The sequence below is a fragment of the Pseudomonas sp. 09C 129 genome (assembly GCF_002843625.1).
Classification (GTDB): Bacteria; Pseudomonadota; Gammaproteobacteria; order Pseudomonadales; family Pseudomonadaceae; genus Aquipseudomonas; species Aquipseudomonas chlororaphis.
Genome location: NZ_CP025261.1, coordinates 5,806,690 through 5,832,978 on the forward strand (window position 1 = coordinate 5,806,690; position 26,289 = coordinate 5,832,978).

Genomic DNA, 26,289 nt, shown 5'->3' on the forward strand with positions numbered 1-26,289 from the left:
CGACCCACGCAGCAGTCATGGAGACCCATCATACCGTGCGGCGGTTCAACTCGACATGAAACCGGCAGCCGTTGGGCTCCATGGTGCTGAGGCTGACGCTCCAGCCCTGGTCCTCGCAGATCCGCTGCACCAGCGACAGGCCCAGGCCCAGGCCCTCGCCGCGCTTCTCGTTGCCGCGCACGAAAGGCTCGAACATCGCCTCGCGTTTCTCCTCGGGAATGCCCACACCGCTGTCCTCGACCACAAAGCCGCTCGGCTCAAGGCTCAAGCGAATGAAGCCGTGCTCGGTGTAATGCAAGGCATTGCGCAGCAGGTTGCCCATCACCGCGTGCAAAAAGGTGGCGTTATAGCGGGTGTCCAGCGGCTGGCCGGCGTCGAAGATCAGCTCCAGGCCCTTTTGCCGGATCGGTCCGCCCCACAGGCCCATCAGGTCCTCGGCCACCTGGCTCAAGGTTGCCTGGGGCGACATGCCGCCGTCTTCGCGCTGGGCGCGGGCCAGCATCAGGAAGGTCTGGACCAGCTCGCGCATTTCGCCGCATGCCCGGGCGATACGCTCGACCTGCGCCCGACCGCGCTGATCGATCGCCGGGTTTTCCAGCAACAACTCGCAGGAACTGGCCAGCACCATCAGCGGCGTACGCAGTTCGTGGCTGACATCGCTGGTGAACAGGCGCTCGCGGTTCAGGGCCTGGCGCAAGCGCCCCAGGGTGGCGTCGAAGGCCACCGCCAGTTCCCCCACTTCGTCGGCCGCGTAGTCCGGTGCCAATGGTGGCGCCAGCCCCAGCAACTGGTCGCGATGGCGCACCTGCCGCGCCAGCCTTACCACCGGCGCCATGACCCGACGCGCCAGCACCCAGCCGAGGAACACTGCCAAGGCCAGGCTCAGCACAAAGCCCACCAGCACCACCGCGAAGAGCACCCGTTCGCGCTCTTCGAAATCGCTCTGGTCCTGCAGCAGCACATAGCGTCGACCGTCGACCACTTCGACCATGGCGTGATACGACAGCTGTTCGCGGAAGACCTCATGAAAGCCCGGATCCAGATGCCGCAGATCCTTGGGCAGCTCGAAATCGCCGCGCCCGCCGCTGAAATAAAACAGCTGGTCCGGCTCGGGACGGTGGCTCCAGTCGGAAACGTTGTCCATCAACAGCAGACGCTGAAGGTCACCCCCCAGGCCCGCGGAAATCAGCTTCTCTTCCACCAGGTGCACCGTCGCCACGATACCCAGGGCGAAGGCTCCAGCGACCAGCGCGCTCATCAGCGCAAAGGCGATGATGATCCGCTGGGAAAGGCTTTGCTTAAACTCCATCACGACCCTCGGCCAGGCGGTAACCGACACCGTGCACGGTATGCAGCAACGGTTTGCCGAACGGCTTGTCGATCACCTGGCGCAATTGGTGGACATGGCTGCGCAGGCTGTCGCTGTCCGGGCAGTCGTCGCCCCACAGCGCCTCTTCGAGAATTTCCCGGCGCAGCACATGGGGGCTCTTCTGCATCAGCACCGCCAGCAACTTGAGCCCCACCGGGTTGAGCTTGAGCAGGCGCCCTTCGCGGGTGACCTCCAGGGTGTCGAGGTCATAACTCAGGTCGCCGACCTGCAGGGCCCGGCGCCCGCCGCCCTGGGTCCGGCGCATGACCGCCTCGACCCGCGCGGCCAGCTCGGACAAGGCAAAGGGCTTGACCAGGTAATCGTCGGCCCCGGACTTGAAGCCTTGCAGGCGATCGTCCAGTTGATCGCGGGCGGTGAGCATGATCACCGGCGTATCGCGGCGGGCATCTTCGCGCAGACGCTTGCACAGGGTGTAACCGTCGATACCCGGCAGCATGATGTCGAGCACGATCAGGTCGTAATGTTCGGTGGCGGCCAGGTGCAGGCCCGACAGACCGTCCTGGGCGCAGTCCACGGTGTAGCCTTTAAGCCCCAGGTAGTCGGCCAGGTTGGCCAGAATATCGCGGTTGTCTTCAACCAGTAGAATTCGCATGGGCACTCTCTCCGCACACAGTTACGGCCGTCTTGGCTCGCGCAGCTTAAGGCCAAGCGTGGCTGACGGCTAGGGTTGTTCAAGCCCCCGCGGCGAATGCCGCCGCAGGGTTCCAGGGCCTTGACGAGTTTTTCACCCAGGGTTCACACGCTGACGACAAGGGCCGCTCCAGACTCCGCGGGAACCCGCGACCGCAACGCTTCCTTCGAAGGACTTTCCATGGCTTTGACCCTCGCCCGCCCCGCCTCCAGAGCGCTGAACTGGTGGATCTGCCTGGGCATACCCGCCCTGGCTGCCGTCATCCTGCTGCTGCTTGAACTGACTACCCTGGACATGGACCTGGCCCGGTACTTTTATGACCCCGCCGCTGGCGGTTTCATCGGCGGCCACAGTTATTTCCTGGAAAATATCCTGCATGACCGGGCCAAGCAGCTGGTCATCGTCTTTTCAGTGCTGGCCATTGTCGGCTTCATCGGCGCCTTCTTCGTCCAGCGTCTCAAGCCGTTCAAGCGCGAACTGGGTTGCCTGGTGCTGTCCCTGGGCCTGGCCACCGCCTTTGTCACCCCGGTCAAGGCGGTCACCGCCGTGCAGTGCCCGTGGAGCCTGAAAGAGTTCGGCGGCAAGGAAACCTACAGCGAACTGCTCAGCCCCCGGCCAGCGACCGACAAGCCTGGTCGCTGCTGGCCAGGCGGCCATGCCGCTACCGGTTTCACCCTGTTCGCGCTGTTTTTTGTCCTGCGTGATCGCCGCCCGCGCCTGGCGCGCAAGGCGCTGGTATTCGCCTTTGCCCTCGGCACCGTGTTCTCGGTCGGGCGCATGCTGCAGGGCGCGCACTTCTTCTCCCACAACGTCTGGACCGCGATCTTCTGCTGGCTGATCTGCCTGGGGGCGTACTACTTCATTCTCTATCGACCGGCAGCCAAGGCCGATCCGGCGATGGAGGTGGAGCCGGTGAAGGCCTGAGGTCTTTTCACGAGCGAGCCCTCCCTACAAAACCACGCACACCTGTAGGAGCACGCTTGCTCGCGGCGATGGCCCAGGCAAAAACGCCCACCCATAAAAAAGCCCCGCCGGCTTTCGCCGGCGGGGCTTTTTCGTACAGGGGTAAGGCTGGCTTACATCATGCCGCCCATGCCACCCATGCCGCCCATGTCTGGCATGCCGCCAGCTGCAGGCTTGTCTTCAACGATTTCAGCAACAGCCGCTTCGGTGGTCAGGATCAGACCGCCGATGGAGGATGCCGCTTGCAGCGCCGAACGGGTCACCTTGGTTGGGTCCAGGATGCCCATTTCGATCATGTCGCCGTATTCGCTGGTAGCAGCGTTGTAACCGTAGTTACCTTCACCCTGCTTGACCTTGTCGACCACTACGCTTGGCTCGTCGCCGGAGTTGGCAACGATCTGGCGCAGAGGTGCTTCGACAGCGCGACGCAGAACAGCGATACCCACGTCCTGGTCGGCGTTGTCGCCTTTCAGGCCGCTGATCGATTGCAGGGCACGGATCAGGGCTACGCCACCGCCAGGTACCACGCCTTCTTCAACGGCTGCACGGGTAGCGTGCAGGGCGTCTTCAACGCGGGCTTTCTTCTCTTTCATTTCAACTTCGGAACCGGCGCCAACCTTGATCACCGCAACGCCGCCGGACAGCTTGGCCAGACGCTCTTGCAGTTTTTCACGGTCGTAGTCGGACGAAGTGTCGGCCACTTGTTGACGGATCTGGGTCACACGAGCCTGGATGTCCGCTTCAACGCCAGCACCGTCGATGATGGTGGTGTTTTCTTTGGACAGGATCACGCGCTTGGCGTTACCCAGGTGCTCCAGGGTAGTGCTTTCCAGGCTCAGGCCGATCTCTTCGGAGATGACGGTACCGCCGGTCAGGACGGCGATGTCCTGCAGCATGGCCTTGCGACGGTCGCCGAAGCCTGGTGCCTTGACGGCAGCGACTTTGACGATGCCACGCATGTTGTTCACAACCAGAGTCGCCAGGGCTTCGCCTTCAACGTCTTCAGCCACGATCAGCAGTGGGCGGCCGGCTTTGGCAACGGCTTCCAGCACTGGCAGCATTTCGCGGATGTTGGAGATCTTCTTGTCCACCAGCAGGATCAGCGGGCCGTCCAGCTCGGCGACCATGGTGTCCGGCTTGTTGATGAAGTAAGGGGACAGGTAGCCACGGTCGAACTGCATGCCTTCAACGACAGACAGTTCGTTTTCCAGGCCCGAGCCTTCTTCAACGGTGATCACGCCTTCTTTACCGACTTTTTCCATGGCTTCGGCAATGATGTCGCCGATGGAGTTGTCGGAGTTGGCGGAGATGGTGCCGACCTGAGCGATGGCCTTGGAATCGGCGCATGGCTTGGACAGACCTTTGAGCTCTTTGACGATGGCGATGGTCGCCTTGTCGATGCCGCGTTTCAGGTCCATCGGGTTCATGCCGGCAGCGACGGCTTTCAGGCCTTCGTTGACGATCGACTGAGCCAGTACGGTGGCGGTGGTGGTACCGTCGCCGGCGTCATCGTTGGCACGGGAAGCAACGTCTTTTACCAGCTGCGCGCCCATGTTTTCGAAGCGATCTTTCAGCTCGATTTCTTTGGCGACGGAAACGCCGTCCTTGGTGATGGTCGGAGCGCCGAAGCTCTTCTCGATGATCACGTTACGGCCTTTCGGGCCCAGGGTCGCTTTTACCGCGTCAGCCAGGACGTTAACGCCGGTGAGCATTTTCTTGCGGGCGGAGTCGCCGAATTTAACTTCTTTAGCAGCCATGATCGATATTCCTTAAATACTTTGTAGTAACGGGAAAATGAGCGGGTAATCAGCCTTCGATAACGGCGAGAATTTCGTTCTCAGCCATTACCAGCAGGTCTTCGCCGTCTACCTTCACAGTGTTGCTGCCGGAGTAAGGGCCGAACACAACCTTGTCACCCACTTTCACGGCCAGCGCACGTACTTCACCGTTTTCCAGAGCGCGGCCTGGACCTACAGCAAGAACTTCACCGGTGTTGGCTTTTTCAGCAGCCGAACCTGGCAGAACGATACCGCCAGCGGTTTTCTTCTCTTCTTCGCTGCGACGGATAACGACGCGGTCATGCAGAGGACGAAGCTTCATTGTCGATCTCTCCTAATTATGGTTTTCAGCGGCCGGTGTCGTTACCGGCGGGTTAACAAATCCGGCGTGGCCGGTTGCGGCTCGACGAGCGAGACGCGGAAGTCTGTCTGGTGTCGCCACCAGAAACCTTGCGGTGACCGATACATGTGGGCGCATATGCTTATTACAAGGGCTGCCCAGTGAATTTTTTTAGATTTTCAGTCGGGCAAAACGAACACGGCACCCGAAGGTGCCGTGTCGATCATTGAGAGACTCAGGAATCGCGGTGCTCGAACTCGCCTTCGATCACATTCGGCTCACGCCCCAGAGGGCGCTGCGGCGCGGGTCCGCCACGGGCAGCCTGCATGTCGTCGGCAAAGGCACGCTGACGAATGGCCTGTTCTTCGGCACGCTGGCGCATCTTGTTGGCCAGCAGGCGACGGGTGATCGGCAACAGCATGAACAGGCCGAAGATGTCGCTGATGAAACCAGGCAGGATCAACAGGCCGCCCGCCAGGGCCAGCATCAGGCCTTCGAGCATGGTCTGGGCCGGCAGCTCGCCGCGGTTCAGGCTTTCACGGGCACGCAATGCCGTGGCCAGCCCCGCGACGCGCAGGACCAGCACACCCAGCATCGAGCCCAGGATGATCAGCAGCAGTGCCGGGAAAAACCCGATCGCACCGCTGACTTTGACGAAGACGAACAGCTCTAGCACCGGGAACAGCAGAAAGAGCAACAGAAAAGGGCGCATCAAATGGTTTCCTCTACGGAAGAATGCCTTCCAGTAGACCCTAGATGACGTCGGCAATTCGTGAATTCAAGCCTCGGCCCCGGCATTTTTCGGCCATTGCTCGGCGTGAGCCAGAAAAACCAAGGCCTCGCGTACTTGTGTCGGCGTATTACAAGGGCTTGGGAACGGCAGCCAGTACACCCCCTGGCCGATCCGCAGGTGCATGCCCTCGGTATCGATGCCGGCCAGTTGCGCCGCAGCAGTTTTCGGCAGGCCGGCCAGGTCCACGTAATGGGCGATCGCCTTGGCGTGATCGCTGTTCATGTGCTCGACCATGCTCAGCTCGGCCTTGCCGGCGAACGGGTTGGCCAGCGTCACCTGGTCGATCCAGTGGATCGCGCCAAAGCCGCCGATGTAGCGATGACGTACCGGCTTGAGCCGCCAGAAATCGAAATCGTGGGCCTTGTGGTAGTTCTGCGACTCCGGGAAATACCGGTAGTAACGTTCGGCGGCCGCCTCGATCGCCGCGGCGTCTTCGAGCTTTTCGGCTTCGGCCAGATAGGTCAGGCGCCCCACGGCCTGGACGTCCTCAGCTTCGCGCTCGCCCACCAGCAGCGAACACTTGGGATCCTTCTGCAGGTTATGGGTGTGCTGGGCAATGCGGCTGATCAGGATCAGCGGCTGCCCCTGCTCGTCCAGGCAATAAGGAACCACCGAACCAAAGGGAAAACCCGGCATGGCCTTGGAGTGCGTCGACAGCACGCCACGGTATTCCTTGAGCAGTAATTCTCGTGCATGCTTCGCAGCTTCAACGCTCAATTTATGACTCCTTATATAGAATCCGTCTAAAACGGACGGGCGCCTGGAACAAAGTTCCAGCACGCCATCGCGCAATTCTCAATCTGCAGCCAGGCCATGCCCGACGCACAAGAGAGGCGCCTTGAAGGACACCACTCCAGTTCTGCTTTCGGAGCATGCGAATGCAACTCAATGACAAAGTAATCATTATCACCGGCGGTTGCCAGGGTCTGGGCCGCTCCATGGCGGAGTATTTCGCCAGCAAAGGCGCCAGGCTCGCGCTGGTCGACCTGAACCAGGAGAAACTCGACCAGGCCGTTGCCGCCTGCCAGGCGGCGGGAGTCGAAGCCCGCGCCTACCTGTGCAACGTTGCCCATGAAGAGCAGGTGGAACACATGGTCGCCCAGGTCGCCGCAGACTTCGGCGCCATTCACGGCCTGATCAACAACGCCGGCATCCTGCGCGACGGCCTGCTGCTCAAGGTCAAGGACGGCGAAATGAGCAAGATGAGCCTGGCCCAGTGGCAGTCGGTGATCGACGTCAACCTGACCGGCGTGTTCCTCTGCACCCGCGAAGTCGCGGCGAAGATGGTCGAGCTGAAAACCAGTGGCGCGATCATCAACATCTCGTCGATTTCCCGCGCCGGCAATATCGGCCAGACCAACTACTCCGCGGCCAAGGCCGGGGTCGCCGCGGCGACCGTGACCTGGGCCAAGGAACTGGCGCGCTACGGCATCCGCGTGGCCGGCATCGCACCGGGCTTCATCGAAACCGAAATGACCCTGGGCATGAAACCCGAAGCCCTGGAAAGAATGACCTCCGGCATCCCGCTCAAGCGCATGGGCAAGCCGGAAGAAATCGCTCATTCGGCGGCCTACATCTTCGAGAACGACTATTACACCGGCCGGATTCTCGAGCTGGACGGCGGCCTGCGGATCTGAGCCCGCTCATAAAACATCCATAAAAAAGCCCGGTGCACTGCACCGGGCTTTTTTGTTGGCCCAACCGGCTCAGTCGTCGCTGACGGTGATGTTCGGCATCGCCGGTGCCGCGGCTTCCTGCAACACGATGCGCGCGCCGACATGGCGGGCCAGTTCCTGATAGACCATGGCGATCTGGCTTTCCGGCTCGGCGATCACGGTCGGCTTGCCACCGTCGGCCTGCTCGCGAATCAGCATCGACAGCGGCAGCGAGGCCAGCAGCTCGACACCGTACTGGGTCGCCAGCTTCTCGCCACCGCCTTCGCCGAACAGATGCTCGGCGTGGCCGCAGTTGGAGCAGATATGCACGGCCATGTTTTCCACCACGCCCAGCACCGGGATGTTGACCTTGCGGAACATCTCCACGCCCTTGCGCGCGTCCAGCAACGCCAGGTCCTGCGGGGTGGTGACGATGACCGCGCCGGCCACCGGGACCTTCTGCGCCAGGGTCAGCTGGATATCGCCGGTGCCCGGCGGCATGTCGATCACCAGGTAATCCAGGTCGCCCCAGGCGGTCTGGGTCACCAGTTGCAGCAGGGCGCCGGAGACCATCGGCCCGCGCCAGACCATCGGCGTGTTGTCGTCGGTCAGGAAGGCCATGGACATGACCTCGACGCCGTGGGACTTGATCGGCACGAACCATTTCTGGTCCTTGACCTGCGGCCGGGTGCCCTCGGCGATACCGAACATGATGCCCTGGCTCGGGCCATAGATGTCCGCATCGAGAATCCCCACCTTGGCGCCTTCGCGGGCCAGGGCCAGGGCCAGGTTGGCCGCAGTGGTGGACTTGCCCACGCCGCCCTTGCCGGACGCCACCGCCACCACGTTCTTGACGTTGGCCAGGCCGGGAATCTGCGCCTGGGCCTTGTGCGCGGCAATCACGCTGGTGACATTGACCCGAGCGATGACCACGCCGTCCATGTTTTCGATGGCCAGTTTCAGCAACTGAGCCCAGCCGCTCTTGAACAGACCGGCGGCATAACCGATCTCCAGTTCGACACGCACCTCGTCGCCCTGGATGTCGATGGAACGGACACAACCGGCGCTGACCGGGTCCTGGTTCAGGTAGGGGTCGGTGTATTGGCGAAGAACGGCTTCCACCGCTGCGCGATTGACGGCGCTCATGGGCAACTCCGATAACAAGACGGGAAAATCAGGCGGCTATCCTACCTGTTCCGTGGCGTGGGCGGGATGCCAAAGCATCATATAGCACGCCCGCCGATGGCTACGACGGCCGTGGAAAACCGGGCTCACGGGGTGAAATATATTTCTCGGCGCTTTATAGTGGCCGACCTCCGTTTCATCAAGTAGCCGAGCCCCATGTCCGAGCCACGCAAGATCCTCGTCACCAGCGCCCTGCCCTATGCCAATGGATCCATCCATCTTGGCCATATGCTTGAGTACATCCAGACCGATATGTGGGTGCGCTTCCAGAAGCATCGCGGCAACCAATGCATCTATGTCTGCGCGGACGACGCTCACGGCTCGGCCATCATGCTGCGCGCGGAAAAGGAAGGCATCACCCCGGAACAATTGATCGCCAACGTCCAGGCCGAACACAGCGCCGACTTTGCCGACTTCCTGGTGGACTTCGACAATTTCCACTCGACCCACGCCGAAGAAAACCGTGAGCTGTCGAGCCAGATCTACCTGAAGCTGCGCGACGCCGGGCACATCGCCACGCGCTCGATCACTCAGTATTTCGACCCGGAAAAACAAATGTTCCTGGCCGACCGCTTCATCAAGGGCACCTGCCCGAAATGCGGCACCGAGGACCAGTACGGCGACAACTGCGAAAAATGCGGCGCCACCTACGCGCCGACCGACCTGAAGGATCCGAAGTCGGCGATTTCCGGCGCCACCCCGGTGCTCAAGGATTCCCAGCACTTCTTCTTCAAGCTGCCGGACTTCCAGCAGATGCTGCAGCAATGGACCCGCAGCGGCACCCTGCAGGACGCCGTGGCGAACAAGATCGCCGAATGGCTGGATGTCGGCCTGCAGCAGTGGGACATATCCCGCGACGCGCCGTATTTCGGCTTCGAGATCCCCGACGAGCCGGGCAAGTACTTCTACGTCTGGCTGGACGCGCCGATCGGCTACATGGCCAGCTTCAAGAACCTGTGCAACCGCACGCCGGAACTGGACTTCGATGCGTTCTGGGGCAAGGACTCGACCGCCGAGCTGTACCACTTCATCGGCAAGGACATCGTCAACTTCCACGCGCTGTTCTGGCCCGCCATGCTCGAAGGCGCCGGCTACCGCAAGCCGACCGGCATCAACGTGCACGGCTACCTGACCGTCAACGGCCAGAAGATGTCCAAGTCCCGCGGCACCTTCATCAAGGCCCGGACCTACCTCGACCACCTGTCGCCGGAATACCTGCGTTACTACTACGCGGCCAAGCTGGGCCGCGGCGTCGACGACCTGGACCTGAACCTCGAAGACTTCGTGCAGAAGGTCAACTCCGACCTGGTGGGCAAGGTGGTGAACATCGCCAGCCGTTGCGCCGGCTTCATCCACAAAGGCAATGCCGGCGTGCTGGTGGACCAGAATTCCGCTCCGGAGCTGACCGACGCCTTCCTGGCGGCCGCGCCGAGCATCGCCGACGCCTATGAGGCTCGCGACTTCGCCCGCGCCATGCGTGAAATCATGGCCCTGGCCGACCGCGCCAACGCCTGGATCGCCGACAAGGCGCCGTGGTCGTTGAACAAGCAGGAAGGCAAGCAGGATGAGGTCCAGGCCATCTGCGCCACCGGCGTCAACCTGTTCCGCCAACTGGTGATTTTCCTCAAGCCGGTGCTGCCGCTGCTGGCCGCCGACGCCGAGGCGTTCCTCAATGTCGCCCCGCTGACCTGGAACGACCACCAGCACCTGCTGAGCAACCACCAGCTGAACGCATTCAAGCCGCTGATGACGCGGATCGACCCCGTGAAAGTACAAGCCATGACCGACGCCTCGAAAGAAGACCTGACCGCCAGCCAGACCGACACCGGTGAAGCCAAGCCTGCGGGCAACGGCGAGCTGGCCAAGGATCCGCTGTCGCCGGAAATCGACTTCGACACTTTCGCCGCCGTCGACCTGCGCGTGGCGCTGATCGTCAAGGCCGAGCACGTGGAAGGCGCCGACAAGCTGCTGCGCCTGACCCTGGATATCGGCGACGAGCAACGCAACGTGTTCTCCGGGATCAAGAGCGCCTACCCGGATCCGTCCAAGCTCGACGGTCGCCTGACCATGATGATCGCCAACCTCAAGCCACGGAAAATGAAATTCGGCATTTCCGAAGGCATGGTGATGGCGGCCGGCCCCGGCGGCGAAGAGATCTACCTGCTGAGCCCGGACAGCGGCGCCAAGCCGGGCCAGCGGATCAAGTAACTCCGCTTGCGGGATCGATCCCCCCGTCGCGCCGCTGCGTGGCGGGGGGATTTTCATATCTGGATGGGCCTGCGCCCTTGCCGGATAATTGCCTAGTCTTCAGGTATCCGCCCGCCCTCACCGGCCACGAACATGACCGAGATTGTCCTCACGCTCATCAGCGCTGCCCTGATCAACAACTTCGTGTTGCAGTGGCCGCTGGGCGTCGATCCGCTGTTGCAGGCCAGTGCCGACCCGCAGGTTGCGCGGCGGCGGATCCATGCCCTGGGGATCGCCACCAGTTGCCTGATGCTGCTCTGCAGCCTGCTGGGCTACGGGCTTTATCAGGCGCTGCTGGTACCGCTGGGCCTGGCCTCGCTGCAACTGTTCGTGTTCCTGCCGCTGGGCGTGCTGCTGATCGCACCGCTGCTCAAGCTGCTGACCCGGATGTTGCCCGGGCTGCCATTCGACGGCCTCTGGCCGCTGCTGCTGGGCAATGCCGGTGTACTCGGCGCGTTGCTACTGGCGGTCCAGGCCAATCGCGGGCTCGGTCATGGCCTCGCCCTGGGCCTGGGTGCGGGCCTCGGTTTCTGGCTGGTATTGAGCCTGTTCAGCGACCTGCGCCAGCGCATTCTCAACAACGATGTGCCCCTGCCCTTTCGCGGCCTGCCGATCGACCTGATCAGCGCCGGCCTGATGGCGGTGGCATTTCTCGGTTTCAACGGACTGCTCAACCCATGAGTCTGATTCAACGCATCGACGCCCTGCTGCCGCAGACCCAATGCGGCAAGTGCGGCCACCCCGGATGCAAGCCCTACGCCGAAGGCATCGCCAACGGCGAGGCGATCAACAAGTGCCCGCCCGGCGGCGACGAAACCATTGCCGGCCTGGCCAGGCTGCTGAACGTTCCGGTCATGGAACTGGACATCAGTCGCGGCCCGGCGCCGGCCCAGGTGGCCTTTATCCGCGAAGCCGAATGCATCGGCTGCACCAAGTGCATCCAGGCCTGCCCGGTGGATGCCATAGTCGGCGCGGCCAAGCAGATGCACACGGTGCTGATCGACGAATGCACCGGCTGCGATCTCTGCGTGGCGCCGTGCCCGGTAGACTGTATCGAGATGCATCCGCTGCCGCTGAATGACGTATTGCCGATCGTCGGCGGCCTGGCCACCGGTCTCGAAGAACTGCGTGCCCGGACCGCCAAACGCGATCACGCACGCCAGCGCTTCGAGCGCCGCAATGCCCGGCTGCAACGCGAAGAACAGCACAAGCAGGCCGAACGGGCCACCCGCGCGCAACGTGCGGCGCAGCCCAGTGAAACCAGCCTGGATCCGGTGCAGGCGGCCATCGAGCGGGTGCGCGCGCAAAAGGCGGCCGCCGCCGATGCCGCGGTAAAAAAAGCCAAGATCGATCTGGCGATGAGCCGGGCCCAGTTGAACAAATCGCTGAAAGCCTTCGGCCATCCGCCGACCTTCGAGCAACAGTCGCAACTGATCGTCCTGCAGCGCCAGTTCATGGCCGCCGAACAGGCTCTTGCCCAGCTCGAAAGCGCGGCCGAAACCACCGTCGAAACCGTGGCCTCGGCGCCCCCAGCCAAAGACGCCGAGCTCAAGCGCGCGAAAATCCAGCTGGCGATGCGCCGCGCGGAACTGAAAAAGGCCCAGGCCAACCAGGCGCCTGCCGAGCAACTGGCCAGTCTGCAGCAGGCACTGAAAGACGCAGAACAGGCCTTGCACGCGACCGAAGAAGCCAGCGGGCAACCGGCGCCCAATCTGGTGCGAGTCGAAAAACGCCCGATCGACACCCGCCTGCGGCAACTGAAAACCGAACTGGCTTACGCGCGGGCAGAAGTCAGCAAGCTGGAGCGTCACAGCGACACCCCGCCGCCACTGTTGGCCAAGGCCCGCGAGCGACTGGCCGAAGCCGAGCGCCAGGTACAAGCCCATGACGCCCTTTGAGCAACCGGACGAACGCCTGCGACAAGCCATGCAGCGTGTGCTTCTGGCGACCCTGCCGGGACTGCTGGCGCTGTTCTGGCTGTTTGGCTGGGGGATTCTGATCAACCTGCTGCTGGCCTGTGCCACCGCCCTTGCCGTCGAAGCCGCGGTGCTGCGATTGCGCCAGTGGCCATTGCGTCCTTTCCTTGGCGATGGCAGTGCCCTGGTCAGCGCCACCTTGCTGGCCCTGGCCTTGCCGCCGTATTGCCCGTGGTGGCTGACAGTCAGCGCGGCCGCTTGTGCCTTGCTGTTCGGCAAGCACCTGTATGGTGGCGTCGGCAAGAATCCGTTCAACCCGGCGATGCTCGGTTATGCCCTGGTGCTGGTCTCTTTCCCCCAGCAGATGACTCATTGGCCGGCCTCCCATGGCCTGGACCTGCTGGGCGGCCTGCAGCAGATCTTCGGCATAGCCCTCGACAGCACGGCGCCCGATGCCTGGGCCCAGGCCACGGCACTCGACAGCCTGCGCATCAACAAGAGCCTGACCATCGATGAACTGTTCGCCGGCAATGCCGCCTTCGGCCATTTCGGCGGCAAAGGCGTGGAATGGGTCAACCTGGCCTTTCTCGCCGGCGGCGCCTTTTTGCTGCAGCAACGGGTGTTCAGCTGGCACGCCCCGGCCGGCATGCTCGGCAGCCTGTTCGTCATCAGCCTGCTGTGCTGGAACGGTTCCGGGTCGGACTCCCACGGCTCGCCGTTTTTCCACCTGCTGAGCGGCGCGACCATGCTTGGCGCCTTTTTTATCGTCACCGAGCCGGTCTCCGGCCCGAGGAACGCAAAGGCACGCCTGCTGTTCGGGGTCGGGGTCGGCCTGCTGACTTACCTGATCCGCACCTGGGGCGGTTACCCGGACGGTGTCGCCTTCGCCGTACTGCTGATGAACCTCGCCGTCCCCGCCCTGGAGCGCCTGGCTGCTCCGCCTCCCGAGCCTTCCCTGCCATGAACCGCGCAACGAGTCTGGGAGTGTTGGCACTGCTGGCGGCTGTCGGCGCCACTGGCACTTTCTTCGTCCAGCAGACGACGGCTCCCCGCATCGAGCGCGAACAGCGCGCCATCCAGGCACGCAATCTGCTGGATCTCCTGCCCGTCGACAGCTACGACAATCAGCCGCTGGATCAGCCGCTGGCCATCGATAACATCCAGCTCAGTCACAGCACCCTGCTCGCCGGTTATCGCGCCACGCGCAACGGCCAACCCAGCGCTGTGCTGCTGCGCAGCCAGGTCAGCGGTTATGGCGGCCCGATCGAGCTGCTGATCGGCGTCGCCGCCAACGGCAAACTGCTGGGCAGCAAGGCTCTGCGGCATTCGGAAACGCCCGGGCTGGGCGCGCGCATCGCCGAGCGCCCGAATACCTGGCTGCAGGGTTTTATCGGCAAGTCACTGGGTGATCCGGGCGACGCCGGCTGGGCGCTGAAAAAAGACCATGGCCAATTCGACCAGATGGCCGGGGCCACCATCACCTCACGGGCGGTGGTCGAGGGGATTCACGACAGCCTGCGCTACTTCGACGAGCACCGCGAACAACTGCTGGGAAGTCCCGCCCATGAATAAATCCTCGACCCTGCAGAACGCCCTGATGCTCGCGCCGCTGATCGGCGCCAGCGACTCACTGGTCAAGGCCCTGGGGCTGGCCCTGGTATTTCTCTGTGTGAGCGCGGTATTCGGCCTGTGCATGAATGCCCTGCGCCCACGCCTGGCTGGTCAGGGCCGCCTGGGCGCCAGTATCCTGCTCAGCGCCACGCTTACCAGTTGTGCCATGCTGGCCGCGCAGGCTTGGGCGTTCGAGCTGCAACAACAGTTGGCCCTCTACCTGGGCCTGATTGCCGTGCAATGCGTAGTGCTGGAATACCAGGATTTTTTCCTGCGCCCCGTGCGCTTGCGTTTCGCCGGCCAGTTCTGCCTGCTGCTGATTACCCTGGGTGCATTGCGCGAAGCCTTCGGCAGTGGCTCGATCGGCAATCATCTGCAATGGCTGCTGGGAATGAACGACGTCGACTGGCCAGGCTGGGTTCTGACCGCCCGGGGCGGCTTGCACCTGCTTACACTCGCACCTGGCGGTTTTATCCTGCTGGGGCTGTTGCTGGCCGCCAGGCAAGCCTGGGCCGCTTCTACGACCTCACACCGACCGCCTTCAAGGAAATGACTCACCCATGAATGCCGCAAAACGCCTGGAAATTTTCCGCAGGCTGCACGAAGACAATCCGGAACCGAAAACCGAACTGGCCTATTCGTCGCCCTTCGAGCTGCTGATTGCCGTGATTCTCTCGGCCCAGTCCACCGATGTCGGGGTCAACAAGGCGACGGCCAAGCTCTTCCCCGTGGCCAATACGCCGGCCGCCATCTATGCCCTGGGCGTCGAAGGCCTGTCCGAGTACATCAAGACCATCGGCCTGTACAACAGCAAGGCCAAAAACGTGATCGAGACCTGCCGTCTGCTGGTGGAACGGCACAACAGCGAAGTCCCGCAGACCCGGGAAGAGCTCGAAGCCCTGCCAGGCGTCGGCAGGAAGACCGCCAACGTGGTACTCAATACGGCTTTCCGCCAACTGACCATGGCCGTCGATACGCACATCTTCCGGGTCAGCAACCGCACAGGGCTGGCCCCCGGGAAGAATGTCGTGGAGGTCGAAAAGAAACTGATGAAATTCGTGCCCAAGGAGTATCTCCTCGACTCCCATCACTGGCTGATCCTCCATGGCCGCTATGTGTGCCTGGCCCGCAAGCCGCGCTGTGGAAGCTGCCGGATCGAGGACCTGTGCGAATACAAGCACAAGACCTCTGACGATTGAGCAACTATTGATTTTGATGATAGGTCGATTGAAAAAATCTTTTTTACCAGTCCCGAGAATATCGATATAAGGAGCGCCAATGGCAGTCTTAGCCTGGAGTTAACCTTATGAGTACTGGCAAAGAACAACTGGACGTAGAAGACGACTTCACCCCTGTTGAAACAGAAGATGCGGAGCCTGTGGTAGAGGTGGCCAAGACCAACTTGAGCAAACGTCGGACCATCGACAACCTTCTGGAAGAGCGGCGCTTGCAAAAGCAACTGGCCGATTACGACTTTGATCTTTAGTAACAAAAAGCCTCCTTTGACGGAGGCTTTTTTGTTACGCCAGCCAACATTCCAAGTCGTTTCTTTTCAAAACAGGCCATGCGCGGCTGAGGGATCCAACATCGCCGACAGACCGGCAAGCCCACAACGCAATGAAGGCTCGCAAAAGCCGCTGGTTTTTCCCTCGCGAGCCTTGTTGTAACGCCTCACCTTCATGCCAACTGATGGCGCTTGGCAAACTCGATCAGGTCCACCAGCGAGCGGGCGTTGAGTTTCCCCAACAGCCGCCTTTTGTAGGTGCTCACCGTTTTACTGCTCAAGCACAGGCCCTCGGCAATCTCCTTGTTGGTCTGCCCACCGGCGAGTTGCTTCAGGACCATCAACTCTCGACCCGACAGGCTGGACAACATCCCCTCCTCGCTGGCGATGCCCAGGCTCGAGCGCAGGGTATGCAAGGCTTCGTTGGGAAAATAACTGTAGCCGGCCAGGACTGCCCTGACGGCACTGATCAATTCAGTGATGTCCTGCTGCTTGCACACATAACCCGCCGCACCAGCCTGCATGCAGCGCATGGAGAAAGGCCCAGGTACTTGCAGGCTCAATACCAGCACTTTGGTCGACATGGCTTTTGACGAAAGTCTGGCGATAACTTCCAGGCCATCGAGTTTGGGAATACCAATATCAAGAATAAGGATGTCTGGAACATGTTCATAAGACAGTTTCAGGGCATCCATGCCATTGTCCGCCTCGGCAACTACTTCAAAGCCGTGCCGCTCCATCAGCATGCGCACAGCCAGACGAGTGACGGGATGATCATCTACGATCAAAACTTTCTTCATGGGTAAGTCCAGAGTCCGCTATTGGTTTTTCAAGCAAACACCATAACCCAGTCATTTGGCCCGTGGCATGGCCATGCCCTGGGCCAGCATCGCCCCGAGAAGTTCCTTACAAACAATACGGATTTGCCCTACAAGGAAAAATTGAACGTCGCCCCCTATATATAACTACTCCTGACTTCCCTACACTTCGTATTGAAAAGAACAGACTGAAAGATAGTCGAGGTCCCATTGAAACAATGGCCAGTGGAAACTTTTAGTTATGGTCTCCAGACACCCGCTTGATCGATTAAAACATCAGGCATAAAAAACCCCGCTCATGGCGGGGCTCTTTTAAAACGACTCAAGGCATCAGAACAGAGTCCGGCCCTTGTTGGCCGCAATACGCATGCGCAGGGCATTGAGCTTGATGAAGCCAGCCGCATCCGCCTGGTTGTAGGCGCCGCCGTCTTCTTCGAAGGTCGCAATGTTGGCATCGAACAGCGACTCATCGGACTTGCGACCGGTGACGATCACATTGCCCTTGTACAGCTTCAGGCGAACCACGCCGTTCACGTGGGCCTGGGAGGCGTCGATCATCTGTTGCAGCATCAGACGCTCAGGGCTCCACCAGTAGCCGGTGTAGATCAGGCTGGCGTACTTGGGCATCAACTCGTCTTTCAGGTGAGCGACTTCACGATCCAGGGTGATCGATTCGATCGCCCGGTGAGCGCGCAGCATGATGGTGCCGCCAGGGGTTTCGTAGCAGCCGCGGGACTTCATGCCGACATAGCGGTTTTCCACGATGTCCAGACGACCGATGCCGTTTTCACCGCCGATGCGGTTCAGGGTCGCCAGCACGGTGGCCGGGGTCATCTCGACGCCGTCGATCGCCACAATGTCGCCATTGCGATAGGTCAGCTCGATGTAGGTCGGGGTGTTGGGAGCCTTCTCCGGGGAGACGGTCCAGCGCCACATGTCTTCTTCGTGCTCGGTCCAGGTGTCTTCCAGCACGCCGCCTTCATAGGAGATGTGCAGCAGGTTGGCATCCATCGAGTACGGGGATTTCTTCTTGCCGTGACGCTCGATCGGGATCGCGTGCTTCTCGGCATAGTCCATCAGCTTCTCGCGGGACAGCAGGTCCCACTCACGCCAGGGAGCGATCACTTTCACCCCTGGTTTCAAAGCGTAGGCGCCCAGTTCGAAACGAACCTGGTCGTTGCCCTTGCCGGTAGCGCCGTGGGAAATGGCGTCGGCACCGGTTTCGTTGGCGATCTCGATCAGGCGCTTGGCGATCAACGGACGAGCGATGGAGGTACCCAGCAGGTACTCACCTTCGTAAACGGTGTTGGCGCGGAACATCGGGAAAACGAAATCGCGGACGAACTCTTCGCGCAGATCGTCGATGTAGATCTCTTTCACGCCCATGGCTTGCGCCTTGGCACGTGCAGGTTCGACCTCTTCGCCCTGACCCAGGTCAGCGGTGAACGTCACCACTTCACAGTTATAAGTATCCTGCAGCCACTTGAGGATCACCGAAGTGTCCAGGCCGCCGGAATACGCCAGAACGACCTTGTTTACGTCCGCCATGCCATCACTCCACGGGGTTCTACGGAAAGCCGTCAAGTCTACCGATCAACGCGGATAATTTACAGAGGCGCGACAGCTTATGACGACGAAGCGACAGATTATGTCGAGCGGGCGACGACAGCCGTTTCAGGAAGTCGCCGCGGCGTTGGCGGGAGCAGCGGCCTGGGGTGCCGGTTTCTCTGCGACCGGGACACGCTGCAGCTGTACGTTGACCCGACGATTCTTCGCCCGGTTCGCCGCGTTGGTGTTGGGCGCCAACGGATAGCGCTCGCCGTGGAAACGCATCTCGATCTGCGATTCGGGAATGCCGTTGGCCTTGAAGAATTCCATCACCGCCAGCGCCCGGCGCCGCGACAGGTCACGGTTGGTCAAACGGTTGCCGCTGTTGTCCGAGTGGCCATCGAGCTGGATGTGATTGACCGTCGGATCGGCCTTGAGAAACTCGAGCATCACCTGCAGCCTGGCCTTGGCTTTGGCGTCCAGGTCGATGCCGCCCCCGGGGAAGCCGACCTCGGATTGCCTGACCTGATCGAAGTTCTTCGGCAGCAACTTGGCGACACAGCGTTGGTAGTCGCCATACGCCTTGCTGAACTTGACCGGCAACAAGCGCACCTCGGACACCCCGCCCTCGCGGGAATAGTGGCGAACCACCGGGCTGCGCCCATCCATCAATCCGCCGATCAGTCGCCCGGCCTGCAGTTGCGAGCTGTTGAACAGCACATCGCCATTGCCGAGCCGCACCGACCCCAGGTTGATGTCGCCCCGTCCCGGCTGCCACGGCGCGGCCGCCGCGAGCAGCGTGGCCGAACCGCCAGCGAGCATCGGGTTGTAGGCCTTGAGGCGAAAGGTCGCCTGCTCGCCGGCGCGACGCACGAACTCCCCGGAACCGAAATCGGTGATCGGCTGGCTCAGACGGCACTCGAATTTATCGCCTTCGACCGTCCACTCAATGCTCTCCAGACGGGTCTGGAAAGTCAGCGCCATCGCGGGAAGACTGGCGAACACACTGAGCAAGGCTAGATAACGCTGGCGCACGGGAGGCTCCACTGACTTGTACATCACGAAAATCGAAATGCCTGTTTACGGCATACCTTCGGGATATCGGAAGCTTCACGCAAAACTTGATAGCGAGTGCCTGGAAGAGTCTTTTCCGGTAGCATTCACTGGAGTTTGACCCGCCTGGAATCCCCAATGTCCGACCGCCTGACCCTGCTGCGTCCCGACGACTGGCATATTCATCTTCGCGATGGTGCCGTGTTGACCAATACTGTCGCGGATGTCGCGCGCACCTTTGGCCGCGCCATCATCATGCCTAACCTGGTACCTCCGGTGCGCAACGCCGCTGAAGCCGACGCCTATCGCCAGCGCATTCTCGCTGCGCGGCCGGCCGGCAGCCGCTTCGAGCCGCTGATGGTGCTCTACCTTACCGATCGCACCCAGCCCGAAGAAGTTCGCGCGGCCAAGGCCAGTGGTTTCGTCCATGCCGCCAAGCTCTACCCGGCCGGTGCGACCACCAATTCGGACTCGGGCGTCACCAGCATCGACAAGATCTTCCCGGCGCTGGAGGCCATGGCCGAAGTCGGCCTGCCGCTGCTGATCCACGGTGAAGTCACCCGCGGTGAAGTCGACGTGTTCGACCGCGAGAAGCTGTTCATCGACGAGCACATGCGCCGTGTCGTCGAGCGCTTCCCGACGCTCAAAGTGGTGTTCGAACACATCACCACCCGTGACGCCGTGCAGTTCGTCAACGAGGCCTCGGCCAACGTTGGCGCGACCATCACCGCCCATCACCTGCTGTACAACCGCAACCACATGCTGGTTGGCGGCATTCGCCCGCACTTCTATTGCCTGCCGATTCTCAAGCGCAACGTGCACCAGGAAGCGCTGCTCGACGCCGCCGCCAGCGGCAGCCAGAAGTTCTTCCTCGGCACTGACTCCGCGCCCCACGCCCAGCATGCCAAAGAAGCGGCCTGCGGCTGTGCCGGCTGCTACACCGCCTATGCCGCGATCGAGTTGTACGCCGAAGCCTTCGAACAGCGCAACGCGCTGGACAAGCTGGAAACCTTTGCCAGCCTCAACGGCCCACGCTTCTATGGCCTGCCGGCCAACACCGATCGCATCACCCTGGTTCGTGAAGAATGGACCGCCCCTGCCAGCCTGCCTTTCGGCGAGCTGACCGTCATCCCGCTGCGCGCCGGTGAAAAACTGCGCTGGCGCCTGCTGGAGGAACACGCGTGAGTGAAGACCATTTCGACGACGAGCAGGACGGTCATAACGGTGGTGGCTCGCGTCATCCAATGGCGGCACGCTTTCGTGGTTACCTGCCGGTAGTCGTCGACGTTGAAACCGGTGGTTTCAACTCGGCCACCGACGCCTTGCTGGAAATTGCCGCGACCATCATCGGCATGGACGAAAAGGGCTTCGTGTTCCCCGAACACACCCTGTTTTTCCGGGTAGAGCCTTTCGAAGGCGCCAACATCGAAGCCGCGGCGCTGGAGTTCACCGGGATCAAGCTCGACCATCCTCTGCGCATGGCCGTCAGTGAAGAAACCGCGCTGAACGATATTTTCCGCAGCGTGCGCAAGGCGCTGAAGGCCAATGGCTGCAAGCGCGCGATCCTGGTCGGGCACAACAGCAGCTTCGACCTGGGCTTCCTCAACGCGGCTGTCGCGCGCCTGGACATGAAACGCAACCCGTTTCATCCGTTCTCCAGCTTCGACACCGCGACGCTTGCCGGCCTGGCTTATGGCCAAACCGTGCTGGCCAAGGCGTGCCAGGCTGCCGATATCGACTTCGATGGCCGTGAGGCGCATTCCGCCCGCTACGACACCGAGAAGACTGCCGACCTGTTCTGCGGCATCGTCAATCGCTGGAAGGAAATGGGCGGCTGGCAAGACTTCAACGACTGATACCGTCGCTGAACGACCGCGCATAAAAAAACCGGCCCTGGGGCCGGTTTTTTTATGCGTGAAGCGCGGCTTACAGCTTGCCGGCGTTCTCGCTCAGGTAAGCAGCAACGCCTTCTGGCGAAGCAGTCATACCCTTGTCGCCTTTCTTCCAGTTGGCCGGGCAGACTTCGCCGTGCTCTTCGTGGAACTGCAGAGCGTCGACCAGACGGATCAGCTCTTCCATGTTACGGCCCAGCGGCAGGTCGTTGACGATCTGCGAACGAACGACACCTTTGTCGTCGATCAGGAACGCGCCACGGAAAGCCACGCCGCCTTCGGACTCAACGTCGTAGGCCTTGGCGATGTCGTGCTTCATGTCAGCAGCCATGATGTACTGGACCTGACCGATGCCACCGGCATTGATCGGGGTATTGCGCCAGGCGTTGTGGGTGAAGTGCGAGTCGATCGAAACCGCGATCACTTCAACGTTGCGTGCCTTGAAGTCAGCCATGCGGTGGTCCAGAGCGATCAGCTCGGACGGGCAGACGAAGGTGAAGTCCAGCGGGTAGAAGAACACCAGGCCGTATTTGCCTTTGATGGCCGAGGACAGGGTGAAGCTGTCGACGATTTCGCCATTGCCGAGAACGGCGGGAACGGTGAAGTCAGGGGCTTGTTTGCCTACGAGTACGCTCATTGGATATCTCCTGGTGTGATCGAATGAAGAATGAGATCCAGCCCAGTTTGCCGCCGCCAAGCGACAGCCCTGTGACTCGATCCCGCTTCGTAAGGACCGCACATCATACACCGCGTTTTTGAGCTGTCCTTAGTGGTTTTTCCATCTCCCGGATTCAGGCCGCAAAAAAGTCGCCCTGCTGGACAGCTCGTCACCCGTGCTAGAAAAAACCGTTCGTCTGCCAGATACGCATCTGGCAAAAAGCCCCAGGAAACAACTTTGACAATCATTCTCGTTAACATTAAGATCCGTCGCATTGAGCCATAACCAGCGACGGTTCTCACCCTATGTATGTCTGCCTCTGCACTGGCGTCACCGACGGACAAATCCGCGATGCAATCTACGACGGTTGCTGCAGCTATCGTGAAGTACGCCAAGCGACCGGCGTGGCCAGTCAATGTGGCAAATGTGCCTGCCTCGCCAAGCAGGTGGTACGTGAAACCCTGACCGAACTGCAAAGCAGCCAGCCAGCGATTCCTTACCCAGTAGAATTTAATGTTGCGTAATTAACGCCATTTAAAAGAGCCGGACTTCGTGTCCGGCTTTTTTATGTCTGTAATTCAATCGCTTAGCATCAAAACGCGGAACACAAACATTCTTATTCCGATTAATTTTCATATATTATTCAATAACTTAGGTTTGACACTAATCATCGTGCGGCTCAGACTCTGCCTTATATACCGCTAATTACAGGGCAGGACCCCATCATGAAAGGCGACGTCACAGTCATCCAGCATCTCAACAAGATCCTTGCCAATGAACTGGTCGCGATCAATCAGTACTTCCTGCACGCACGCATGTATGAAGACTGGGGCCTGAACAAGCTGGGCAAGCACGAATACCACGAGTCCATCGACGAGATGAAGCATGCGGACAAGCTGATCAAGCGCATCCTCTTCCTCGAAGGCCTGCCGAACGTCCAGGACCTGGGCAAGCTGCACATCGGCGAACACACCAAGGAAATGCTCGAGTGCGACCTGCGCATCGAGCGCACCGGCCATGCCGACCTGAAAGCCGCCATCGCCCATTGCGAATCGGTCGGCGACTTCGGTAGCCGCGAGCTGCTGGAAGACATCCTGGAATCGGAAGAAGAACATATCGACTGGCTGGAAACCCAACTGGGCCTGATCGATAAAGTCGGCCTGGAGAACTACCTGCAATCGCAGATGGGCGACGAGTAATTCCTCCCAAGCAAAAGCTTCACCCCATAAAAAAGCCCCGCCTCTCTTCACGAGGGCGGGGCTTTTTAATTGCGTGGATAAATCCACACAACCCTACAGGAGCGAACTTGTCGCTCCTGTAGGGGGCAAATCAGGCTTCGGTCTTGGCAGCGGCTTTTTCAGCGGCGGCCTTGATCAGGGTCTGCAACTCACCATTGGCGAACATCTCAGCCATGATGTCGCTGCCGCCGACCAGTTCGCCGGCTACCCACAGTTGCGGGAAAGTAGGCCAGTTGGCGTATTTAGGCAGGTTGGCGCGGATTTCCGGGTTCTGCAGGATGTCCACGTAAGCGAACTTCTCACCACACCCCATCACGGCCTGAGCGGCTTTCGCGGAAAAGCCACACTGCGGGGCATTCGGCGAGCCTTTCATGTAAAGCAGAATGGTGTTGTTGGCAATCTGCTCTTTAATAGTTTCGATGATATCCATGGAGCACCTCGGCTGAACTTTCCGACTCTGTTGTCGACACGGTGGCGCATTGTAACGGAAAGCCGAGCGCCATGCTCGGCCTCTCCGACAGACTCCTCAGGCCGCCTCCACCGTCACCGGCACGCCATTGAGCGCCGCATTGCCCGATAGCTCGTCCAGCTGACGCTCGTCGGTCAGGTCATTGGCACTCGACCCGGGTTGGGCCATGGCGATGCTCATCTGCACCCCCGGCCGACCATGCCCCCAGCCATGGGGCAGGCTGACCACCCCGGGCATCATCTCGCTGCTGGCGAGGACTTCCACCTCGATCGCCCCGACCCGCGAACTGACCCGCACGCGCTGTCCGTCAGTCAGCCCTCGCCGGGCCAGATCATCGGGATTCATCAGCAACTGGTGCCGTGGCTTGCCCTTCACCAACCGATGGTAGTTGTGCATCCACGAATTATTACTGCGTACATGGCGCCGGCCGATCATCACCAGCTCATCGGCTGCCGGAGCCTGCAACGCGGCAAAGCGCTCGAGGTCCGCCATGATCGCCGCGGGAGCGGCCTGTACCCGACGGTTCTCGGTTTTCAGGCGCGCTGCCAGGTTGGGCTTGAGTGGCCCCAGGTCGATCCCGTGGGGGTGGTCGGCCAACGTCGCCACCGACAGATTGAACCCGGACGCCTCGCCATACCGCCCCGCTCGTAGCCCCCTGTCGATCATCTGTGCCGGCGGCACGGTCGGCTTGAGCTCCTTGCCGGTCCGCGCGGCGAAGGCCCTGGCCAGGCCGACGAAGATTTCCCAGTCATGCAGCGCGCCTTCCGGCTTGGGCAGGATCGCCCGGTTGAAGCGGCTGACATTGCGCACCGAGAACATATTGAACGTGGTGTCGTAGTGATCGTTCTCCAGGGCCGAGGTCGATGGCAGGATCAGGTCCGCATAACGGGTGGTTTCGTTGATGTACAGGTCGATACTGAGCATGAACTCCAGGCCCTCCAGCGCCTGCTCCAACTGCCGTCCATTGGGAGTGGAGAGCACCGGATTACCGGCCACCGTGATCAGCGCCCGTACCTGCCCTTCGCCTGCGGTCAACATTTCTTCGGCCAGGGCCGAGACCGGCAGTTCGCCGCCATATTCAGGGCGTCCGGAAACCCGGCTTTGCCAGGCATTGAAGTGCCCGCCCGAAGTCGCTGCCACCAGATCCACCGCCGGCTCGGTGCACAGAGCGCCGCCGACCCGGTCGAGGTTACCGGTCACCAGGTTGAGCAGTTGCACCAGCCAATGGCAGAGGGTACCGAACGACTGGGTGGACACACCCATCCGGCCATAACACACCGCCCTGTCCGCTGCGGCGAAGTCGCGCGCCAACTGGCGGATCTGCTGCGCCGGCACCGAACACAAAGGACTCATGGCTTCGGCACTGAAACGGGAAATGGCCTCACGCACCTCGGCCAGGCCGTCCACCGGCAGATGGCTGTCACGCGTCAGCCCCTGCGCGAAAATCGTATGCAGCATGCCGAACAGCAGCGCCACATCCCCGCCGGGACGGACAAACACATGCTGGTCGGCCATGACCGCCGTCTCGCTGCGCCGTGGGTCGACCACCACCACTTTGCCGCCTCGCGCCTGGATCGCCTTCAGGCGCTTCTCCACGTCCGGCACGGTCATGATGCTGCCGTTGGACGCCAGCGGGTTGCCGCCCAGGATCAGCATGAAATCGGTGTTATCGATATCCGGGATCGGCAGCAGCAACCCATGGCCATACATCAGGTAGCTGCTCAAGTGCTGCGGTAATTGGTCCACCGAGGTGGCGGAAAAGCGGTTCTGGGTTTTCAGCAGGCCGAGGAAATAGTTGCTGTGGGTCATCAACCCATAATTGTGCACGCTGGGATTGCCCTGATAGACCGCCACCGCATGGTTGCCGTGCCGCTCCTGGATCGCCGCCAGGCGCTCGGCCACCAGCGTGAAGGCCTCGTCCCACTCGATCGCCTGCCAATCGCCACCGACCCTGCGCATGGGCTGGCGCAGCCGGTCCGGGTCGTTCTGGATGTCCTGCAGCGCCACCGCCTTGGGGCAGATATGGCCGCGGCTGAAACTGTCCTGGGCATCGCCCTTGATCGAGGTGATCTGCGGGCCGGCGCCGTCGACTTCGGTGGTTTCGATGGTCAAGCCGCAGATGGCTTCACACAGGTGGCAGGCACGGTGATGGAGAGTCTTGGTCATGGCCAGTCTCTATTTTATTCGGGGCGGCCAGCGTCAGGCCGCGGGAACAAAACTATGGTGCCAGACCGGCATCAGCACCAGAGACGTTCATCCTGTGAATCGGCAAGCATCAAGCCAGCCGATGACTCAGTTGGAGGGCAGCCTCGGTGGATCGTCCTGCCGGGCGATCGGCGTCATGCCGTCCATCGACGCCTCACCGCCCTGCACCCCGCTGAATTCGGCAAGCAGCCGCCAATGCTCATCGAGATTGCTGCTGATGGTCAGCATGCGCTCGATCATCTGTCGCGCGGCGTTGCGCGTGGTGCTGTCCTCGCTGCGTAGCAACTCGAAGGACATCGAGGTGATCGATGCCGTCAGGTCGGTTAGGGTTCGCGTCGTCAACCCCAACAGTGTCTTCAGTTGCTGTTCTTTCGAGTCCATTCCAAGCACTTCCC

General features: G+C 61.3%; 28 protein-coding genes. 14 read left to right on the forward strand and 14 right to left on the reverse strand.

The window, feature by feature from the left end; genetic code table 11:
- Window positions 1-28 precede the first annotated feature (28 nt).
- Window positions 29-1,309, reverse strand: a complete 1,281-nt coding sequence (locus CXQ81_RS25925) for a HAMP domain-containing sensor histidine kinase (RefSeq protein WP_101338935.1) — start codon at window positions 1,307-1,309, stop codon at window positions 29-31.
- Entirely contained in the window at window positions 1,299-1,982 is a 684-nt protein-coding gene (gene colR / locus CXQ81_RS25930) for a two-component system response regulator ColR (protein WP_009050537.1), read from the reverse strand. Before colR ends, CXQ81_RS25925 begins: the two co-directional genes overlap by 11 nt.
- Window positions 1,983-2,201: 219 nt before the next feature.
- Between colR and CXQ81_RS25935 the strand changes: the two genes are divergently transcribed.
- A complete protein-coding gene (locus CXQ81_RS25935; RefSeq protein ID WP_007932711.1) occupies window positions 2,202-2,945 on the forward strand; it encodes a phosphatase PAP2 family protein in 744 nt (247 codons plus the stop codon).
- A gap of 152 nt (window positions 2,946-3,097) precedes the next feature.
- Here CXQ81_RS25935 and groL read toward each other — a convergent pair whose 3' ends face one another.
- The 4 genes from groL to CXQ81_RS25955 all read right to left on the reverse strand — a co-directional run bounded on the left by groL (window position 3,098) and on the right by CXQ81_RS25955 (window position 6,612).
- Complete coding sequence (gene groL / locus CXQ81_RS25940) at window positions 3,098-4,741, reverse strand: chaperonin GroEL (RefSeq protein ID WP_007932705.1); 1,644 nt, start codon at window positions 4,739-4,741, stop codon at window positions 3,098-3,100.
- Window positions 4,742-4,790: 49 nt separating this feature from the next.
- Window positions 4,791-5,084: a co-chaperone GroES gene (locus CXQ81_RS25945; protein ID WP_007932704.1), complete on the reverse strand. Its 294-nt coding sequence runs from the start codon at window positions 5,082-5,084 to the stop codon at window positions 4,791-4,793.
- 253 nt (window positions 5,085-5,337) lie between these two features.
- A complete protein-coding gene (locus CXQ81_RS25950) occupies window positions 5,338-5,814 on the reverse strand; it encodes an FxsA family protein (protein ID WP_009045354.1) in 477 nt (158 codons plus the stop codon).
- A 66-nt stretch (window positions 5,815-5,880) separates the two neighbouring features.
- Window positions 5,881-6,612, reverse strand: coding sequence for a HugZ family protein (locus tag CXQ81_RS25955; RefSeq protein WP_053262439.1), 732 nt, complete (start codon window positions 6,610-6,612; stop codon window positions 5,881-5,883).
- A 161-nt stretch (window positions 6,613-6,773) separates the two neighbouring features.
- Here CXQ81_RS25955 and CXQ81_RS25960 point away from each other — a divergent pair, with 161 nt between their 5' ends.
- The gene (locus CXQ81_RS25960; protein ID WP_101338936.1) at window positions 6,774-7,532 is read left to right on the forward strand and encodes an SDR family oxidoreductase; all 759 of its coding nucleotides are present in this window, start codon (window positions 6,774-6,776) and stop codon (window positions 7,530-7,532) included.
- Between the two features lie 69 nt (window positions 7,533-7,601).
- On the opposite strand, the gene apbC is transcribed toward CXQ81_RS25960, so the two are convergent.
- Window positions 7,602-8,696 (reverse strand): iron-sulfur cluster carrier protein ApbC, encoded by a 1,095-nt coding sequence (gene apbC, locus CXQ81_RS25965; RefSeq protein ID WP_009045357.1) that lies wholly within the window; start codon window positions 8,694-8,696, stop codon window positions 7,602-7,604.
- A gap of 195 nt (window positions 8,697-8,891) precedes the next feature.
- On the opposite strand from apbC, the gene metG reads away from it, so the two are divergent.
- The 8 genes from metG (at window position 8,892) to CXQ81_RS26005 (ending at window position 15,995) form a co-directional block, all read left to right on the forward strand.
- Entirely contained in the window at window positions 8,892-10,943 is a 2,052-nt protein-coding gene (metG, locus tag CXQ81_RS25970) for a methionine--tRNA ligase (RefSeq protein ID WP_101338937.1), read from the forward strand.
- Between the two features lie 132 nt (window positions 10,944-11,075).
- Window positions 11,076-11,663 carry an Rnf-Nqr domain containing protein gene (locus CXQ81_RS25975; RefSeq protein ID WP_101338938.1) on the forward strand — a complete coding sequence of 196 codons (588 nt, stop codon included), beginning with the start codon at window positions 11,076-11,078 and terminating at the stop codon, window positions 11,661-11,663.
- Window positions 11,660-12,880: an electron transport complex subunit RsxB gene (rsxB, locus tag CXQ81_RS25980; RefSeq protein ID WP_101338939.1), complete on the forward strand. Its 1,221-nt coding sequence runs from the start codon at window positions 11,660-11,662 to the stop codon at window positions 12,878-12,880. The genes CXQ81_RS25975 and rsxB overlap by 4 nt, the downstream gene beginning before the upstream one ends.
- Entirely contained in the window at window positions 12,867-13,862 is a 996-nt protein-coding gene (locus CXQ81_RS25985) for an RnfABCDGE type electron transport complex subunit D (protein WP_101338940.1), read from the forward strand. Before rsxB ends, CXQ81_RS25985 begins: the two co-directional genes overlap by 14 nt.
- Window positions 13,859-14,470, forward strand: coding sequence for an RnfABCDGE type electron transport complex subunit G (locus CXQ81_RS25990; RefSeq protein ID WP_101338941.1), 612 nt, complete (start codon window positions 13,859-13,861; stop codon window positions 14,468-14,470). Before CXQ81_RS25985 ends, CXQ81_RS25990 begins: the two co-directional genes overlap by 4 nt.
- Window positions 14,463-15,062, forward strand: a complete 600-nt coding sequence (locus CXQ81_RS25995; protein WP_101338942.1) for an Rnf-Nqr domain containing protein — start codon at window positions 14,463-14,465, stop codon at window positions 15,060-15,062. The genes CXQ81_RS25990 and CXQ81_RS25995 overlap by 8 nt, the downstream gene beginning before the upstream one ends.
- A gap of 7 nt (window positions 15,063-15,069) precedes the next feature.
- The gene (gene nth, locus CXQ81_RS26000) at window positions 15,070-15,708 is read left to right on the forward strand and encodes an endonuclease III (protein ID WP_007922445.1); all 639 of its coding nucleotides are present in this window, start codon (window positions 15,070-15,072) and stop codon (window positions 15,706-15,708) included.
- A 107-nt stretch (window positions 15,709-15,815) separates the two neighbouring features.
- Window positions 15,816-15,995, forward strand: a complete 180-nt coding sequence (locus CXQ81_RS26005; protein ID WP_007922443.1) for a PA3496 family putative envelope integrity protein — start codon at window positions 15,816-15,818, stop codon at window positions 15,993-15,995.
- A gap of 191 nt (window positions 15,996-16,186) precedes the next feature.
- Here CXQ81_RS26005 and CXQ81_RS26010 read toward each other — a convergent pair whose 3' ends face one another.
- From CXQ81_RS26010 to CXQ81_RS26020, 3 genes are all read right to left on the reverse strand, one after another.
- Complete coding sequence (locus CXQ81_RS26010; protein WP_101338943.1) at window positions 16,187-16,813, reverse strand: response regulator transcription factor; 627 nt, start codon at window positions 16,811-16,813, stop codon at window positions 16,187-16,189.
- A 348-nt stretch (window positions 16,814-17,161) separates the two neighbouring features.
- Complete coding sequence (locus tag CXQ81_RS26015) at window positions 17,162-18,379, reverse strand: argininosuccinate synthase (RefSeq protein WP_009045364.1); 1,218 nt, start codon at window positions 18,377-18,379, stop codon at window positions 17,162-17,164.
- A 126-nt stretch (window positions 18,380-18,505) separates the two neighbouring features.
- Entirely contained in the window at window positions 18,506-19,414 is a 909-nt protein-coding gene (locus tag CXQ81_RS26020; RefSeq protein WP_101338944.1) for an OmpA family protein, read from the reverse strand.
- 156 nt (window positions 19,415-19,570) lie between these two features.
- Between CXQ81_RS26020 and pyrC the strand changes: the two genes are divergently transcribed.
- Window positions 19,571-20,617: a dihydroorotase gene (gene pyrC, locus CXQ81_RS26025; RefSeq protein WP_101338945.1), complete on the forward strand. Its 1,047-nt coding sequence runs from the start codon at window positions 19,571-19,573 to the stop codon at window positions 20,615-20,617.
- Window positions 20,614-21,288 (forward strand): ribonuclease T, encoded by a 675-nt coding sequence (gene rnt, locus CXQ81_RS26030; RefSeq protein WP_007922434.1) that lies wholly within the window; start codon window positions 20,614-20,616, stop codon window positions 21,286-21,288. Before pyrC ends, rnt begins: the two co-directional genes overlap by 4 nt.
- A gap of 70 nt (window positions 21,289-21,358) precedes the next feature.
- Here the strand turns inward: rnt and CXQ81_RS26035 are convergent, their stop codons facing one another.
- Window positions 21,359-21,961: a peroxiredoxin gene (locus CXQ81_RS26035; RefSeq protein ID WP_007922432.1), complete on the reverse strand. Its 603-nt coding sequence runs from the start codon at window positions 21,959-21,961 to the stop codon at window positions 21,359-21,361.
- 326 nt (window positions 21,962-22,287) lie between these two features.
- Here CXQ81_RS26035 and CXQ81_RS26040 point away from each other — a divergent pair, with 326 nt between their 5' ends.
- Window positions 22,288-22,506, forward strand: a complete 219-nt coding sequence (locus CXQ81_RS26040; RefSeq protein WP_007922430.1) for a bacterioferritin-associated ferredoxin — start codon at window positions 22,288-22,290, stop codon at window positions 22,504-22,506.
- A gap of 201 nt (window positions 22,507-22,707) precedes the next feature.
- On the forward strand, window positions 22,708-23,181 hold the full coding sequence (gene bfr / locus CXQ81_RS26045) for a bacterioferritin (RefSeq protein ID WP_007922427.1): 474 nt from the start codon (window positions 22,708-22,710) through the stop codon (window positions 23,179-23,181).
- A 130-nt stretch (window positions 23,182-23,311) separates the two neighbouring features.
- Here the strand turns inward: bfr and grxD are convergent, their stop codons facing one another.
- The 3 genes from grxD to CXQ81_RS26060 all read right to left on the reverse strand — a co-directional run bounded on the left by grxD (window position 23,312) and on the right by CXQ81_RS26060 (window position 26,275).
- Window positions 23,312-23,650, reverse strand: coding sequence for a Grx4 family monothiol glutaredoxin (grxD, locus tag CXQ81_RS26050; protein ID WP_007922425.1), 339 nt, complete (start codon window positions 23,648-23,650; stop codon window positions 23,312-23,314).
- Window positions 23,651-23,746: 96 nt separating this feature from the next.
- Window positions 23,747-25,855 (reverse strand): molybdopterin oxidoreductase family protein, encoded by a 2,109-nt coding sequence (locus CXQ81_RS26055; protein ID WP_101338946.1) that lies wholly within the window; start codon window positions 25,853-25,855, stop codon window positions 23,747-23,749.
- Window positions 25,856-25,981: 126 nt separating this feature from the next.
- The gene (locus CXQ81_RS26060; RefSeq protein WP_101338947.1) at window positions 25,982-26,275 is read right to left on the reverse strand and encodes a hypothetical protein; all 294 of its coding nucleotides are present in this window, start codon (window positions 26,273-26,275) and stop codon (window positions 25,982-25,984) included.
- Between the last annotated feature and the right edge of the window lie 14 nt (window positions 26,276-26,289).

Coding starts and splice junctions, on each gene's coding strand:
- CXQ81_RS26010 (WP_101338943.1), bottom strand. CDS start 16,813: ATGAAGAAAGTTTTGATCGTAGATGATCATCCCGTCACTCGTCTGGCT.
- CXQ81_RS25935 (WP_007932711.1), top strand. CDS start 2,202: ATGGCTTTGACCCTCGCCCGCCCCGCCTCCAGAGCGCTGAACTGGTGG.
- groL (WP_007932705.1), bottom strand. CDS start 4,741: ATGGCTGCTAAAGAAGTTAAATTCGGCGACTCCGCCCGCAAGAAAATG.
- CXQ81_RS25925 (WP_101338935.1), bottom strand. CDS start 1,309: ATGGAGTTTAAGCAAAGCCTTTCCCAGCGGATCATCATCGCCTTTGCG.
- metG (WP_101338937.1), top strand. CDS start 8,892: ATGTCCGAGCCACGCAAGATCCTCGTCACCAGCGCCCTGCCCTATGCC.
- CXQ81_RS25995 (WP_101338942.1), top strand. CDS start 14,463: ATGAATAAATCCTCGACCCTGCAGAACGCCCTGATGCTCGCGCCGCTG.
- CXQ81_RS26035 (WP_007922432.1), bottom strand. CDS start 21,961: ATGAGCGTACTCGTAGGCAAACAAGCCCCTGACTTCACCGTTCCCGCC.
- CXQ81_RS25990 (WP_101338941.1), top strand. CDS start 13,859: ATGAACCGCGCAACGAGTCTGGGAGTGTTGGCACTGCTGGCGGCTGTC.
- pyrC (WP_101338945.1), top strand. CDS start 19,571: ATGTCCGACCGCCTGACCCTGCTGCGTCCCGACGACTGGCATATTCAT.
- CXQ81_RS25960 (WP_101338936.1), top strand. CDS start 6,774: ATGCAACTCAATGACAAAGTAATCATTATCACCGGCGGTTGCCAGGGT.
- CXQ81_RS26060 (WP_101338947.1), bottom strand. CDS start 26,275: ATGGACTCGAAAGAACAGCAACTGAAGACACTGTTGGGGTTGACGACG.
- nth (WP_007922445.1), top strand. CDS start 15,070: ATGAATGCCGCAAAACGCCTGGAAATTTTCCGCAGGCTGCACGAAGAC.
- CXQ81_RS26005 (WP_007922443.1), top strand. CDS start 15,816: ATGAGTACTGGCAAAGAACAACTGGACGTAGAAGACGACTTCACCCCT.
- grxD (WP_007922425.1), bottom strand. CDS start 23,650: ATGGATATCATCGAAACTATTAAAGAGCAGATTGCCAACAACACCATT.
- apbC (WP_009045357.1), bottom strand. CDS start 8,696: ATGAGCGCCGTCAATCGCGCAGCGGTGGAAGCCGTTCTTCGCCAATAC.
- CXQ81_RS25985 (WP_101338940.1), top strand. CDS start 12,867: ATGACGCCCTTTGAGCAACCGGACGAACGCCTGCGACAAGCCATGCAG.
- CXQ81_RS26040 (WP_007922430.1), top strand. CDS start 22,288: ATGTATGTCTGCCTCTGCACTGGCGTCACCGACGGACAAATCCGCGAT.
- colR (WP_009050537.1), bottom strand. CDS start 1,982: ATGCGAATTCTACTGGTTGAAGACAACCGCGATATTCTGGCCAACCTG.
- bfr (WP_007922427.1), top strand. CDS start 22,708: ATGAAAGGCGACGTCACAGTCATCCAGCATCTCAACAAGATCCTTGCC.
- CXQ81_RS26015 (WP_009045364.1), bottom strand. CDS start 18,379: ATGGCGGACGTAAACAAGGTCGTTCTGGCGTATTCCGGCGGCCTGGAC.
- CXQ81_RS25945 (WP_007932704.1), bottom strand. CDS start 5,084: ATGAAGCTTCGTCCTCTGCATGACCGCGTCGTTATCCGTCGCAGCGAA.
- CXQ81_RS25950 (WP_009045354.1), bottom strand. CDS start 5,814: ATGCGCCCTTTTCTGTTGCTCTTTCTGCTGTTCCCGGTGCTAGAGCTG.
- CXQ81_RS25975 (WP_101338938.1), top strand. CDS start 11,076: ATGACCGAGATTGTCCTCACGCTCATCAGCGCTGCCCTGATCAACAAC.
- rsxB (WP_101338939.1), top strand. CDS start 11,660: ATGAGTCTGATTCAACGCATCGACGCCCTGCTGCCGCAGACCCAATGC.
- CXQ81_RS26055 (WP_101338946.1), bottom strand. CDS start 25,855: ATGACCAAGACTCTCCATCACCGTGCCTGCCACCTGTGTGAAGCCATC.